Origin of the sequence: Flavobacterium flavipigmentatum, from assembly GCF_020911905.1 — a bacterium.
In the GTDB taxonomy this organism is placed as follows: Bacteria; Bacteroidota; Bacteroidia; order Flavobacteriales; family Flavobacteriaceae; genus Flavobacterium; species Flavobacterium flavipigmentatum.
This window is the reverse complement of the sequence record NZ_CP087133.1, coordinates 3,846,119-3,860,556: the sequence shown is the minus strand read 5'-3', so window position 1 is coordinate 3,860,556 and position 14,438 is coordinate 3,846,119. Positions and strand designations below refer to the sequence as shown.

Annotated in this window: 14 protein-coding genes; 10 read left to right on the top strand and 4 right to left on the bottom strand. The window is 34.1% G+C overall.

Annotated features, from left to right (window positions below):
* Positions 1–6 precede the first annotated feature (6 nt).
* From gap to LNP22_RS16410, 3 genes are all read left to right on the top strand, one after another.
* Complete coding sequence (gene gap, locus LNP22_RS16420) at positions 7–1,011, top strand: type I glyceraldehyde-3-phosphate dehydrogenase (RefSeq protein ID WP_210664911.1); 1,005 nt, start codon at positions 7–9, stop codon at positions 1,009–1,011.
* A gap of 131 nt (positions 1,012–1,142) precedes the next feature.
* Positions 1,143–1,994, top strand: coding sequence for an N-acetylglucosamine kinase (locus LNP22_RS16415; protein ID WP_210664910.1), 852 nt, complete (start codon positions 1,143–1,145; stop codon positions 1,992–1,994).
* 8 nt (positions 1,995–2,002) lie between these two features.
* On the top strand, positions 2,003–2,377 hold the full coding sequence (locus LNP22_RS16410; RefSeq protein ID WP_210664909.1) for a methylglyoxal synthase: 375 nt from the start codon (positions 2,003–2,005) through the stop codon (positions 2,375–2,377).
* Here LNP22_RS16410 and LNP22_RS16405 read toward each other — a convergent pair.
* Together LNP22_RS16405 and LNP22_RS16400 are read right to left on the bottom strand one after the other, a co-directional pair.
* On the bottom strand, positions 2,358–2,738 hold the full coding sequence (locus LNP22_RS16405) for a RidA family protein (protein WP_210664908.1): 381 nt from the start codon (positions 2,736–2,738) through the stop codon (positions 2,358–2,360). The genes LNP22_RS16410 and LNP22_RS16405 overlap by 20 nt on opposite strands.
* Positions 2,739–2,855: 117 nt before the next feature.
* Positions 2,856–5,567: a putative LPS assembly protein LptD gene (locus LNP22_RS16400; RefSeq protein ID WP_429670528.1), complete on the bottom strand. Its 2,712-nt coding sequence runs from the start codon at positions 5,565–5,567 to the stop codon at positions 2,856–2,858.
* Between the two features lie 82 nt (positions 5,568–5,649).
* Between LNP22_RS16400 and LNP22_RS16395 the strand changes: the two genes are divergently transcribed.
* The 7 genes from LNP22_RS16395 to LNP22_RS16365 all read left to right on the top strand — a co-directional run bounded on the left by LNP22_RS16395 (position 5,650) and on the right by LNP22_RS16365 (position 12,707).
* Positions 5,650–6,774: an N-acetylmuramoyl-L-alanine amidase family protein gene (locus tag LNP22_RS16395; protein WP_210664906.1), complete on the top strand. Its 1,125-nt coding sequence runs from the start codon at positions 5,650–5,652 to the stop codon at positions 6,772–6,774.
* A gap of 50 nt (positions 6,775–6,824) precedes the next feature.
* Entirely contained in the window at positions 6,825–7,790 is a 966-nt protein-coding gene (locus tag LNP22_RS16390) for an MlaD family protein (protein WP_210664905.1), read from the top strand.
* A gap of 5 nt (positions 7,791–7,795) precedes the next feature.
* Entirely contained in the window at positions 7,796–9,130 is a 1,335-nt protein-coding gene (locus tag LNP22_RS16385) for a 4Fe-4S dicluster domain-containing protein (protein WP_229974417.1), read from the top strand.
* Positions 9,131–9,235: 105 nt separating this feature from the next.
* Positions 9,236–10,027, top strand: a complete 792-nt coding sequence (locus LNP22_RS16380; RefSeq protein ID WP_210664903.1) for a (Fe-S)-binding protein — start codon at positions 9,236–9,238, stop codon at positions 10,025–10,027.
* Positions 10,028–10,130: 103 nt separating this feature from the next.
* Positions 10,131–10,613 carry an ABC transporter ATPase gene (locus LNP22_RS16375; RefSeq protein WP_210664902.1) on the top strand — a complete coding sequence of 161 codons (483 nt, stop codon included), beginning with the start codon at positions 10,131–10,133 and terminating at the stop codon, positions 10,611–10,613.
* 500 nt (positions 10,614–11,113) lie between these two features.
* Positions 11,114–12,259 carry an N-acetyl-alpha-D-glucosaminyl L-malate synthase BshA gene (gene bshA, locus LNP22_RS16370; RefSeq protein WP_210664901.1) on the top strand — a complete coding sequence of 382 codons (1,146 nt, stop codon included), beginning with the start codon at positions 11,114–11,116 and terminating at the stop codon, positions 12,257–12,259.
* Positions 12,260–12,278: 19 nt separating this feature from the next.
* Positions 12,279–12,707: a protease complex subunit PrcB family protein gene (locus LNP22_RS16365; RefSeq protein WP_210664900.1), complete on the top strand. Its 429-nt coding sequence runs from the start codon at positions 12,279–12,281 to the stop codon at positions 12,705–12,707.
* Positions 12,708–12,876: 169 nt separating this feature from the next.
* Here the strand turns inward: LNP22_RS16365 and LNP22_RS16360 are convergent, their stop codons facing one another.
* Positions 12,877–13,377: a hypothetical protein gene (locus LNP22_RS16360; protein WP_229974416.1), complete on the bottom strand. Its 501-nt coding sequence runs from the start codon at positions 13,375–13,377 to the stop codon at positions 12,877–12,879.
* 154 nt (positions 13,378–13,531) lie between these two features.
* Entirely contained in the window at positions 13,532–14,356 is an 825-nt protein-coding gene (locus tag LNP22_RS16355) for a UDP-2,3-diacylglucosamine diphosphatase (RefSeq protein WP_229974415.1), read from the bottom strand.
* Positions 14,357–14,438: the final 82 nt, after the last annotated feature.

Here is a 14,438-nt window from a genome sequence, read left to right as displayed (position 1 = left end):
AGTAAAATGTCAAAAGTAAAATTAGGAATAAACGGATTTGGACGTATTGGAAGAATCGTTTTTAGAGAGACTTTCAACAGAGATAATGTAGAAGTAGTAGCTATCAATGATTTATTAGATGTAGATCACTTGGCTTATTTATTAAAATATGATTCAGTTCATGGTCGTTTCAACGGAACTGTAGAAGTAAAAGAAGGGAAATTATACGTAAACGGAAGAAATATTCGTATCACGGCAGAAAGAAATCCAGCTGATTTGAAATGGAATGAAGTAGATGTTGATGTAGTAGCAGAATGTACTGGTATTTTTACCACTATCGAAACTGCAAATGAGCATATCAAAGGTGGTGCTAAAAAAGTAATTATCTCAGCACCTTCTGCAGATGCTCCAATGTTTGTAATGGGAGTAAACCACGAAACTGCAAAAGCTACTGATCTTGTTGTTTCTAATGCTTCATGTACGACAAACTGTTTGGCTCCTTTGGCTAAAGTAATTCACGATAATTTCGAAATTGTTGAAGGTTTGATGACTACAGTTCACGCAACAACTTCAACTCAAATGACTGCAGATGGTCCTTCAAGAAAAGACTGGAGAGGTGGACGTGCTGCTAGCATTAACATCATCCCTTCTTCAACTGGAGCTGCAAAAGCGGTTGGAAAAGTAATTCCTGCTTTGAATGGGAAATTAACCGGAATGTCTTTCCGTGTTCCTACTGCTGACGTTTCTGTAGTAGATTTGACTGTAAAAGTGGCTAAAGAAACTTCTTATGAAGAAATTATGGCAGTTTTAAAAACAGCTTCTGAAACTACAATGAAAGGTATTTTAGGATACACTGAAGATGCAGTCGTTTCTCAAGATTTTATTTCTGATAAAAGAACTTCAATTATTGATGCTACTGCAGGAATTGGTTTGAATTCTACTTTCTTTAAATTAGTGTCTTGGTACGATAATGAGTACGGTTATTCTAGTAAATTAATCGATTTATCTGTACATATCGCAGGATTAAAATAATAGTATATAACTTTGCAAAATCCCGTTATCTTAAGTTAACGGGATTTTCTTATTTTATTTGATCGTAAATTAGTTAAAAAAATAAATTTTTAAGGTAATTTAGGATTGAACTAATCCAAAAACTAAAGAAAATGAAATTAATAGTTGATAGTGGGTCTACTAAAGCCGATTGGATAGCAATTGATGATAACGGAAAAGTATTATTTACAACACAAACCCTAGGTTTAAACCCTGAAATTCTTGATGGTCCCGAAATTATTTCGAGACTAAATGATCGTTTTGATATTTTGCAAAACAAAAAAAATGCAACACATTTGTTCTTTTACGGAGCAGGTTGCGGAACAGATAGGATGAAAATATCCCTGACGCAAATTTTTCAGGAATACTTTGTTAATGCAATAGTAGAAGTTCAGGAAGATACGTATGCAGCCGTTTATGCTACTACTCCAAAAGGAGAAGAAGCCATTGTGAGTATTTTGGGTACAGGTTCTAACTGCAGTTATTTTGATGGAAAAATATTGCACCAAAAAGTACAATCATTAGGATACATTGTCATGGATGATTGCAGCGGAAATGTTTTCGGAAAAGAATTAATCAGAAAGTATTATTTTAATAAAATGCCTAAAGAATTAGCGACTCTGTTTGAAAAAGATTATAACTTAGATGCTGATTTTATTAAAAACAAATTGTACAAAGAAGCTAATCCAAATGCTTATTTAGCGACTTTCGCTAAGTTTTTAATTCAGCATAAAGATTCAGAATTTTGCAGAAAAATTATCTTCAAAGGAATGAAATCTTTCGTTAAAAATTACATTAAACAGTTTGATAACTGCAAAGAAGTTCCTGTGCATTTTGTGGGTTCAATTGCTTTTTATTTAAAAGATGAGCTACAAGAAACATTTGATAAATACGAACTTAAGTTAGGTAATGTTTTAAGACGTCCTATAGATGGATTGATCGCTTATCACGTTGCCAATCAGTAATATAATTTATGGAAATTGCTATAATTGCACATGATGGTAAAAAAGCAGATTTAATTGATTTTTTACTTCGTAATTCTGAAGTTTTACATCACGAAAGCATACAACTTATCGGAACTGGTACTACAGGAGGAAAAGCTGAAGCTGCGGGGTTTAAAACACAAAGAATGTTGTCCGGACCTTTGGGGGGAGATGCACAAATTGCGGGTAGAGTGGCAGAAGGAATTACCAATATGGTTTTCTTTTTTAAAGATCCTCTTTCGAGTCATCCTCACGAGGCGGATATCAATATGCTAATTCGTGTTTGTGATGTGCATAATGTGCCGCTGGCCACAAACGAGGCAACGGCACAGTTATTATTAGATGCTATTGCACTGCGATTATAGAAATCTCAACATTTACATTTTTTGGCAAACAAGCCACCTGAACCGTTTCACGAGCTGGAGCGGTTTTTTCATTAAAGAAAGAACCATAAACCGTATTGATAGCAGCAAAATTATTCATATCCATGATAAAAATCGTGGCTTTCACTACGTTTTCAAAAGTCATATTTGCGGCTTCCAAAATGGCTGCAATGTTTTGCATTACTTGTTGCGTTTCGTCATTGATATTTTCGGTAATCAAATCGCCAGTTGCTGGATTTAGGGCAATTTGTCCGGAAGCATAAAGTGTGTTTCCTGATAATACAGCTTGGCTATAAGGACCGATAGGAGCAGGCGCTTTATCAGTAAAGATTATTTTTTTCATGTTTAATAAATTTTTAATTGTATCATAAAGTTAACCATTACCAAAGTAAGATAGGGTGTTTTTCTTAATTTTCTAAATGGTTAAAAAGTGTGTTTTTTACTAACGAAAAAAGAATATTTATCGGTTTATGGTGCTTCGCTTGTTCCATTTGATGTCGCTCAGGATTCCTGATTTGATACCGATAAAGAAATTCCAGTTTGAAAATTCTCCCAGAGGAGTCCAATTAAAAGCCATTCTCCAGCTCAATAAGTCTCTTTCGAAACGAAGTTGTGTAAAAGTAACCCCTTTTTGTACAAAGTCATAACCTGTAGAAACACCACCTTTCCATTTTGGTGTGATATCCATGTTGGCCGATATCATAATAGAGTTTCCGCTTATTTTGTTTTCGCGATTCACATTAGAATATGTCAAAGAATAAGCCATTGTCATATCCCAAGGTAATTTGGCATTAAAGAATTTTGTTATCACATCGTCTTCGTTATCGTCTTCTGAAAACTGACTATTCCGAGTATCATTCAAGTCAGTATTGGTTCCGAATAAGTCATCATTACGACCACCATTTCTCTGGCTTTGTTGATTTTTATCATCTTTTCCAGTTCCTTTGTTCGAGAAAGAGTAATTCAGCGTTACATTGGCGCTCGTCATTCTAAAAAGGCTTCCTCCATTATCGATATTAAAAACATTGATTTGCTGACCAGAATTATCAATGGCATACGGATTTAAAGTAGCAGCAAAGTTGACATTCATTTTGTTTTCAAACAATTGAGTTCCTCCGCTTACGCGAACGGGTTCCCAGGCAAAAGTAGTTTCTCCGTCGGCATTAAAATTATAACTTGTACTAAAATTTAAGTTGTTTAACAACATCATTTTTTTAGGCTCTGTTTTGGTACTGTCGCTGTCTCTCACTTTGGCTTCAAAGGTATTGCTTAAATCAAAACCTACTATATTTGAGTTGGATAGGCCCGGAGATCCGTATATTCCTCCTTCAAATCGGGTATAATCTTTAATCGTTGTTCCTGTTGCATCAAGGGCATACGTGTCGTAATATTTTTCAAAACTAGGCGTGTAAGCGTAGGAGATAGACGGACGCATTACATGGCGTATAGCCTGAATTCTTTTGTTCTCACCAAACTTAAACGTACCATAAATAGTAGTTCCTAAACTCGAGCTAAAATTATAAGTCCTAAAAGCATCAAAACCGTTGACAGTTCGGTCTATTACTTTGCTTTGGTCAATATTGTAGCTTTTTTCAATTGTCTTATTAACCCATGTTTCCTGATAGTTGGCTGAGGCACTTGCGCTAAAATATTTAAATACCTTAAAGTTGGTGCTAAGCGGAATACTGTGTTGCATACCAATTTCGGCATCTCTGAACATTTGAGGTTTAAAAAACAACGAGTCAGTTGTTACGTAGCTGTTTTTACCACTTAAATTATATTGTAAGTTGATGTTTTTGATAAAGCCTTTTTTAACACCATCTTTACCCACAAAAGGATAAACACGGTCAATACTGGCTTGTAACGACGGAAGGGTCATGTTGATCACCTCTGTTTGCGTATTTTGCGTATGCGTTGCAGTTACTGCTATACGAGCCTGTGGAAGCGTATTAAACGTTCTGTTGTATGAGATAGACGAACTCAAAGTATTATTAAGATTCGAACCAACATTTGCCTGATTGATCGATTGTTTAAAGTATTTACTACTACCTAAGTTTACTGATGCAGAAAAGGTCGAATTTGGGTTCGATTTACTGTCTTTGGAGTGTGACCACTGAATGTTGTAAATATTTTGTTTGGAGTAATCGGGATAGCCTCTTTCGCTGTTAATCAAATTTTCAAAACGAATATTTACATTTCCTCTATACTTGTATATTTTCGCGTAAGCAGACTCAAAACGCATTGCATAACTTCCGTTGGTGTAATAATCTCCTAAAACGGTCAGGTCGTAATTATCGCTTAAAGCGAAATAATAACCGCCGTTCTGCAACGAAAATCCTCGGGTATTCGAGTCGTTATAACTAGGTATTATAATTCCGGAGATACTTTTTTCTTCGCTCATCGGAAAAAAAGCAAAAGGCAAAGCAATTGGTGTAGGAACATCAGCAATTACCATGTTGGTCAATCCTGTCACTATTTTTTTACCTGGAACAAATTTTACTTTTCGTGTAAGAAAATAATATTCAGGATCGTCAATATCTTTTGCTGTTGTAAAACGGGCTCTTTTTAAAAAATAAACAGAGTCATTTTCTTTCTTGGTAACTTCCGCTTTTATTCTAAATTCGCCTTGTTCTGTTCTGGAATTGTAAATTAATGCTTTTTTTGTTTTGAAATTAAAACGAATAGAATCGGGCTGAACTTCGCTTGCACCTTGCTTAAAGTTGGGGTATTGTATCAAAACTCCGGCTGAATCTTTAATTCTTCCGGCATAAACTTCGTCCTTTTCATAATCAAGAACGATGATTCCCGATTTTAGTTCGACATCTTTATAGTATAATTCTGCTTCGTTGTAAAGTGTAATGAGTTTCTTTTTCTGGTCAATCTTAGCATAATCTTTAGCTCTGTACTTAACTTTTCCATCCAGAAAAGTCTTTTTAGGTTTAATACTGTCTACCTTTACAGTATCCACCGGGCTTTCGGTTACGGTAGTTTTAGGTTTATCTGCTTGTTTTGCAGTTGGTAAGGCGTTTTTTTTTGACTTTATATCTTGCGAATATAAATTACCGCATCCTAATGTTAGGAAAAATGATAACAAAACGGTATTAAATAAGTTTGTATGCAAAGGTTTAAATGCTATTTTTGTAAAATTATGGCCTGTTTTTTGACATGTCAAACTTACATATAATTTTTTGTCAAAAATAATCAATTGTAAAAATTATAGCACTTGCATTTTATTAAAATTAACTTTTAGATTTATGAACATATTTAACAGAACTAGGCTTATATTTAGTTTTTTTCTAACAATAACTTCAATTTGTGCATTCAGTCAGGCAAATGTTTTTAAGGTAACCTTAGATGCGGGCCACGGTGATCATGATTTTGGAGCTGTTTACAGCGGAAGAATTGAAAAAAATATTGCGCTGGCAATTGTTCTTAAAGTGGGTAAAATTTTAGAATTAAATCCAAATGTAGATGTTATTTATACTCGAAAAACAGATGTTTTTGTTGATTTGGTCGAACGAGCCAATATTGCCAACAGATCCAATTCAAATATTTTTGTCTCCATCCACTGTAATGCAAATAAAAATACCAACGCATTCGGTACTGAGACTTATGTGATGGGTTTGAGTAAAAGTGCTTCGAATCTTGAAGTAGCTAAAAACGAAAACTCGGTAATTACTCTAGAAAAGGATTACAAACAAAAATATGATGGATATGATCCTAAATCGCCTGAATCTATGATTGGGATGAACCTTTTGCAAGAAGAATATTTGGATAATAGTATTTCTTTGGCCAGTAAAGTAGAAGAGAATTTTGAAAAATTAGGAAAAGTACTCCGTCAGGGAGGGGTAAAGCAAGCTGGTTTTATGGTTTTGCACAAAGCATATATGCCAAGAGTTTTAATAGAAACTGGATTTATATCCAATCCGACTGAAGGTGATATTTTAAATTCTGAAGAGGGACAAAATGATATTGCAAAAGCCATTGCAGAAGCTATTTTAAGTTATAAAAGAGAATATTTTGGAACTGGCGCTCCCGAAATGATGGAAGCCAGACCTAAAAAAGATACTTCAATTCCTGTAAAGCCAAAAGCGGTAGAGACGCCAGTAATAAAAAATGCTCCAAAAGGAACTTTCTTTAAAGTACAACTTATCGCAAGCATAAAAAAAACACCTTTGGAACCTAAAAATTTTAAAGGTCTTAAAAATGTAACGATGGTATTCGAGAATAATATTTATAAATATTTTTATCAGGAAACATCAGATTATCAAATGGCTCAAAAATATTTGCAAGAAGCTAAAAGTAAAGGTTATGGAGCCTCCTTTTTAATAGCATATAAAGATGGTGAGAAAATCAGTATTCAAGACGCTATCAAATAAAACATATAAGTTCGAATATTTATATTAATTTTGTACAAACACTTAGAATTTTGAAACTAACAAGAGAAATTAAAACGGCTATTTTAGTCATAGCATCAATTTTATTATTTATTTGGGGCTATAGTTTTTTAAAAGGCAAAGACCTTTTTACAAATTATAAAACATTATATGTTGAGTATGATAATGTGGAAGATTTATCTGGTTCGGCTCCCGTAACTTTAAACGGTCTTGTAATTGGTAAAGTTACTAAAATCACCATTAACGAGACAACTGGAAAATTATTAGTCGAAATGCAGTTAAAAACTGATTTTCCTATTTCTAAAACAAGTCAGGCCTCACTTTATTCTCCAGGCTTGATTGGTGGAAAGCAAATTGCTATTATTCCAAATATGGCGGACAAAGAATTAGTCGAAGAAGGACAAATGTTAATCTCAAATGTAAAATTGGGTTTAACAGATTCTTTGGGTGGTAAATTAGAGCCAATTCAACAAAAGTTAGAAAAAATGCTTGTTAATATTGATGCTCTTGTATCAGGACTGAATAATGTTTTGGACAAAAAAGGTCAGGAAGATATCAAGAAAACTTTGGCTGAACTAAGCCAAACAATGGAGCAGTTTCACAGAGCTTCTGGTAGCATCAACAGTATTTTAGATACCAATAAAGGTCAGATCAACGGAGTGGTGACAAATTTTAATAAAATGTCAAGCAACTTCAACAAAATTTCAGATTCCTTAAACAAAGCCGATCTCGGAAAAACGGTCAGAAACCTAAACCAAACTTTGGCAAAAGTAGACGGAATAATGAGTAATTTAAACTCAGGAAAAGGTACAGCAGGAAAATTATTAAACGATGAAGCTCTTTATAATAACTTGGCTAAAACTTCAAAAGAATTAGAATTATTATTGCAGGATGTTCGTCTTTTTCCAACACGTTATGTAAATGTTTCTCTTTTTGGAAAGAAAAACAAACCGTATGTAGCACCAAAAGAAGATGAAAAAATAACGCCTAAAAATTAATAAATATGAGTTATTTAGATAATATTTTATTTGCAATACTTCTTATCGTTGGATTTGGTTTTTTTGCATTGAATGTTAAAAAAATCATTAGAAATATTAACCTCGGTGTTGATGTTGACCGAAAAGATAATCCAAAGGAACGTTGGAAAAACATGGCGATGATTGCTCTGGGACAATCAAAAATGGTAAAACGTCCTGTTGCAGGAGTTTTGCACATTATCGTTTACGTAGGGTTTATTATCATCAATATTGAGTTGTTAGAAATCATTATTGATGGTTTGTTTGGGACTCACAGAATTTTTGCTTTTTTAGGAACCGTTTATGATGTTTTAATCGGCTCTTTTGAAATTTTAGCACTGTTGGTTTTAGTTGCTGTTGCCGCTTTCTGGATAAGAAGAAATGGTATACGATTGAAGCGTTTTATTAGTTCAGATTTGAAAGGTTTCCCTAAAAACGATGCCAATTACATTTTATATTTTGAGGTAGTTTTGATGACTTTGTTTTTACTGATGAATGCTTCTGATTTGCATTTGCAAAATGTTCCTGGAGGATTCTCACATTTTCATAAAGCAGGAAGTTTTCCTGTAAGCCAATTTATAGCGCCTATTTTCAATGGAATGTCGAATGAATTGGTGATGTTATTGTCTGAAGTTTTCTGGTGGTTGCATATTGCAGGTATTTTGGTTTTTATGAATTATTTGTACTTTTCTAAACACTTGCATATTTTATTGGCTTTTCCAAATACTTATTTTGCCAATTTAAAATCACAAGGGCAATTTGATAACTTAGCATCTGTTACCAAAGAAGTAAAACTGATGATGGATCCTAATGCCGATCCTTTTGCAGCAGCTCCCGTTGACGAAAATGCTGCTCCGAGCAAATTTGGAGCTAGCGATGTTCAGGATCTTAACTGGGTGCAGTTATTAAACGCTTACACCTGTACAGAATGTGGGCGTTGTACATCATCGTGTCCTGCTAATCAAACAGGTAAAAAACTGTCTCCTCGTAAAATTATGATGGATACCAGAGACCGTTTAGAAGAAGTAGGAAAAAATATCGATGCCAATAAAGGTGTTTTTGTGCCAGATAACAAAACGCTTTTAAACGACTATATCACACCCGAAGAATTGTGGGCGTGTACATCATGTAACGCATGTGTAGAAGAATGTCCGGTCAATATTAGCCCATTGTCTATTATTATGGACATGCGCCGTTATTTGGTAATGGAGCAAAGTGCTGCGCCAATGTCGCTAAATGCGATGATGACCAATATCGAGAACAATGGAGCTCCTTGGCAATACAACCAGCAAGACAGATTAAACTGGAAGAACGAGAATTAAAAAATAAAAGTTTAATCGGTTAATCGTTAATTCGTTTAATCGTATTCAGGATTCGCAAGATGCCGATTAAACAGTTAATAGAAATCAACGATTAAACAAATAGAGATGTCAGAAAATTTAGTAGTGCCAACAATGGCTGAAATGCTGGCTCAGGGTAAACAACCAGAAGTATTGTTTTGGGTAGGTTGCGCTGGGAGTTTTGATGATAGAGCAAAAAAAATTACAAAAGCATTTGTGCGAATATTAAACCGTACCAATGTTTCTTTTGCAGTGCTGGGTACAGAAGAAAGTTGTACCGGAGACCCTGCAAAAAGAGCTGGAAATGAGTTTTTGTTTCAGATGCAAGCTATGATGAATATCGAGGTACTGAATGCGTATGAAGCAAAAAAAATAGTGACAGCTTGTCCGCATTGTTTTAATACTTTGAAGAACGAATATCCTGAATTAGGAGGTCAATACGAAGTTATTCATCATACCGAGTTTTTAAAATCGTTGTTGGATGATGGCCGTTTAACCATTGAAGGAGGACAGTTTAAAGGGAAAAAAATTACTTTTCACGATCCTTGTTATTTAGGAAGAGCCAATAAAGTATATGAAGCGCCAAGAGATTTAATTGAAAAATTGGATGTAGAATTGGTCGAAATGAAACGTTCTAAAGCCAACGGATTGTGCTGTGGAGCAGGTGGAGCGCAAATGTTTAAAGATGCGGAGCCGGGAAACAAAGAAGTAAACGTGTTACGTACCGAAGACGCTCTGGAAGTACAACCGGATATTATTGCAGCGGGTTGCCCATTTTGCAATACCATGTTAACAGATGGTATCAAACACCAGGAAAAAGAAGGACAAGTAAAAGTGATGGATGTAGCTGAGTTGATCGCTAACGCACAAGATCTTTGATCTGAGGTTCAAAGGAACAAAGGTTCAGAAGGAACAAAGGTTGAAACATCAAACGTGAAACTTTCGAAAATCTAAAATCACCAATCTAAAATCTAAAATTAAAATGTATATCCCTTTTGAAAATTTACCTGGTGAGTCCAGAATTTGGATTTATCAATCAAACAGAAAATTTTCTGAGGAAGAATTTTCTGAAATAGAAGCTGACCTTAAAACGTTTATTGAGGGTTGGGCTGCTCACGGCACTAGCCTTGAAGCTTCGTATGAATTGAAATACAATCGCTTTATTATTTTGGCTGTAAACCAAGAGGTGCAAGCAGCTACTGGTTGCTCTATTGATAGTTCGGTAGAATTTATTCAGGGTTTAGAGAAAAAATACAATGTTGATTTGCTGGATAAAATGAATGTTACTTTTAAGTTAGGAGAACATATTGCTCATAAACCCTTGATCGATTTTAAAAAAATGGTCAAAGACAAATCGGTTTCTGAGAACACGATTGTTTTTAATAACTTGGTAAACAATATCGAGGAATACCAAGAATCTTGGGAAGTTCCTGCTGCTGATAGCTGGCATAGTCGCTTTTTCTAGAAGAAATTACAACCTATTTGAAAGGCATAAAATTTAGATTTTGTGCCTTTTTTATTAAATAAAAATACCTGTAAAAAACATAAAAAAATGAAGTTAAGAACGATAAAAATAGTCGTAATACTTTTTATTATCATTATGATTGGATATTTATTATTGGATTATTACACAGGTAGAATGTTTGATGGTTTGCATCCTCCTGATTGAAAATGCATACCAAATTTTCAAACATTAAGTCTTATGAAAACCAAAACTTTCAAGTCTAGCCCTGATAGAAGTGAAAATCCTTTTGTGCCGGGGTTCGGTACAAAAGATTGTAACGGATAGCAGGACCAGACGTTCTTTTGGAACTAAATGGTTTCTGCTCCTAAAAAAGAAAATGTAAAGTTTGTTGGCTTTGTCTTAAGCAGCGAATTAAAACTGTAATTTTCTGAAAATTCTAACATTTTAAAACTTCGATTAAACGCTATTTTTAAGTACTTTCGTAGTACTAAATTTAATACATGAAAATAGCAATAGTTTGTTATCCGACTTTTGGTGGTAGTGGGGTTGTAGCCACAGAATTAGGCCTTGAATTAGCAAGACGAGGACACGAAATACATTTTATTACCTACAGTCAGCCCGTTCGGTTGGCGCTTTTAAATCCGAATGTACATTATCACGAGGTGAATGTTCCCGAATATCCTTTGTTTCATTATCAACCATATGAATTGGCTTTGTCCAGCAAATTGGTAGATATGGTAAAATTATATAAAATAGAAGTTTTGCACGTACATTATGCTATTCCGCACGCTTATGCCGGTTATATGGCAAAGCAAATGCTGAAAAACGAGGGCATTAATTTGCCGATGATTACGACGTTGCACGGCACAGACATTACTTTGGTGGGAAATCATCCGTTTTATAAGCCGGCGGTAACGTTTAGCATCAATAAATCTGATTATGTGACCTCGGTATCACAGAGTTTAAAAGATGATACGCTCAAATTATTCAAAATTAAGAACAAAATTAAGGTCATCCCAAATTTTATTGAGTTGGATAAAGTCAAAAAAGATCCGCTTGCGCCTTGTCATCGCAATGTGATGGCGGCTCCAAATGAGCGCATTATTACACACATTAGTAATTTTAGAAAGGTTAAACGTATTCCTGATATTATTAAAATTTTCTATAATATCCAGAAACAAATGCCTGCAAAATTGATGATGGTAGGCGATGGACCGGAAAAAGAAAAGGCAGAAATCCTTTGTCAGGAATTGGGGATTTATGATAAAGTTATTTTTTTTGGAAACAGTAATGAGATTGATAAAATTTTGCTTTTGACCGATTTGTTTTTGCTTCCGTCAGAAACAGAAAGTTTTGGTTTGGCTGCTTTAGAGGCAATGGCTTGTGGTGTTCCGGTAATTTCGAGTAACTCAGGAGGTTTGCCAGAAGTAAATTTTGAAGGTTTCTCCGGTTATTTGAGCAACGTGGGAAATGTAGAAGAAATGGCCGAAAACGCAATGAAAATATTGAAAGATGATGTTGTTTTAAATCAGTTTAAGGCAAACGCTTTAGAGGTCGCGAAGAAGTTTGATATCAAAAATATTCTACCAAAATATGAGGCTCTTTATGAGAAGGCGATTGACGATTATAAACATGAGAAACATTAATTTTTAAAAATAAACGCAAATGAAAAAAGTAATTGTAGTTTTAACGGTTTTTGTTTTGTTTTCTTGCGGTGCTAAAAAAACATCTGATTCGGGCTCGAAAATTTTATACGAAGTCTTGACTGAACAGACTGATGGTGGTGGAAATATTAAGTTTTTTGAAATTTTGAGCGAGCCTAATGAAATTATGATGCTTCAGAATGATCCTCTTTTGAAAGATAAAATGAAACATGACGATATCAGTACTTCTAATTATGTGATCTTGAACATGGGCGAGAAAAGCACAGGAGGATATTCGATAGGAGTTGATAAAGTAGAAGAAACGGATAAAAATATCATTATTACAGTAAAAGAAAACGCTCCTGCCAAAGATGCGATGCTCATGCAAGTGATCACATATCCTTATACGGTTGTTAAAATTCATTCGAAAAAAGAAATTATAATTAAGTGATTTTTTGTTGAGATAATAACTTATAACCTTGCTTAATAGTAAGTCTTTATTCTAGGAGTTTAAAATACCAGCTTTAGCTCGAGTTGTGACCTTACAGAAAAAAATTTGAACAAAAAAACCGTCGCTATTAAACGACGGTAATTTTTTTACAATTATTTTTTACTTTTATTTAGAATTTGAATTTTACTCCCAAACCTACATCAAAACCAAAGTTGTCATCGTTGTAATATCCTGAACCAATTTCTGGCCTTGCATCTATTGAAAGTAAAATTGGCACATTTTTGAAACCATATTCTATACCAATATCTCCTGCTGCAAATACATAAACTCCATTAAGGTCGTCGTTGTATACCGGACCATATTCATGTTTGTCATCCCAAGCTGCGATACCAGCACCAACACCAGCATACCAGTTAAAACCTTGGTCAATGTTCCAAACCCATTGGTACAATCCTACCGCTTTTACAGCATCAATATTTCTACTGTTTCTCCATCCTAAATCAAACTCCAGTCTGTTTTTTTGAGACAAACCTCTTTGGTATGATATTTCTGCGCCAAAACCGTCATTACTACCTAAACGTAAACCTAAAGCGTTTTTAGCAATGTCTTGTGATTGTGCCGAAAATGCCAAACCTAATAGCATAAAGGCAGATAAAATGATTTTTTTCATAAGTTGATTTAATTTTAATTCAAAATTACAATTAGTGTTAAATTGTAACGTATAAAATTTCCGAAAATTGTTATACAATTCACACTAGTGAAAAAAAATAGAATGTAACGGATAAAGTATCCAAAAGAATAAAAAGACCTATACCTTTATTGAGTTACTTACTTTTTATAATCGAAGTAATTAAATTTGAGGTTAAAGTATCTTCCATTTCAAAAAGATTTTCTTCTTCTGTGAAGTTCAAATCGGCATAGGAGAAGAGCTTCCAGCGTTTTTTGTGATATTCTAAAGCGGTAAGATTTTCGACCCAGTCTCCGGAATTCAGATATAAAGTAGAGCCATGTTTGTTTTCTTTTTGAATGATTTTTGGTTCGTGAATGTGTCCGCAAATTACATAATCGTATTCTTTTTCGATAGCCAAATCGGTTGCTGTGGTTTCAAAATCTGAAATAAATTTGACAGCTTTCTTTACACTTGCTTTTATTTTTTTAGAAAATGAATAAGGTTCTCTTCCTAATTTTGATAAACACCAGTTAACTAATCTATTGATCAAAATTAGATAATCATATCCTAAACCACCTAATTTTGCAATCCATTTTGAATGTTGTACGGAAGCATCAAAAACATCTCCGTGAAAAATCCACGCTTTTTTATCGTCTAATTCTAAGACTAATTTGTCTACCAAAGCAAAATTTCCCATGTTCATATCACTAAATTTCCGAAGAATTTCATCGTGATTTCCTGTAATATAATATACTTTGGTTCCTTTAGAAGCCATTCCGATTATTCTTTGAATGACTTTTAAATGTGATTTTGGGAAGTAAGATTTTCGAAATTGCCAAGCGTCAATAATATCTCCGTTTAAAACTAATGTTTTGGGCTTAATCGTTGATAAGTAATTATTTAACTCTTTGGCATGGCTACCGTATGTTCCTAAATGTACATCCGAAATAATGACCAATTCGACATTTCTTTTTTTCAATTTTTATTGATTTGAAGTTTAGCAAATTAACATAAACTTAACTACTTTCATTTTATCAAAAGGTTATCAAATGGGTTTTAAT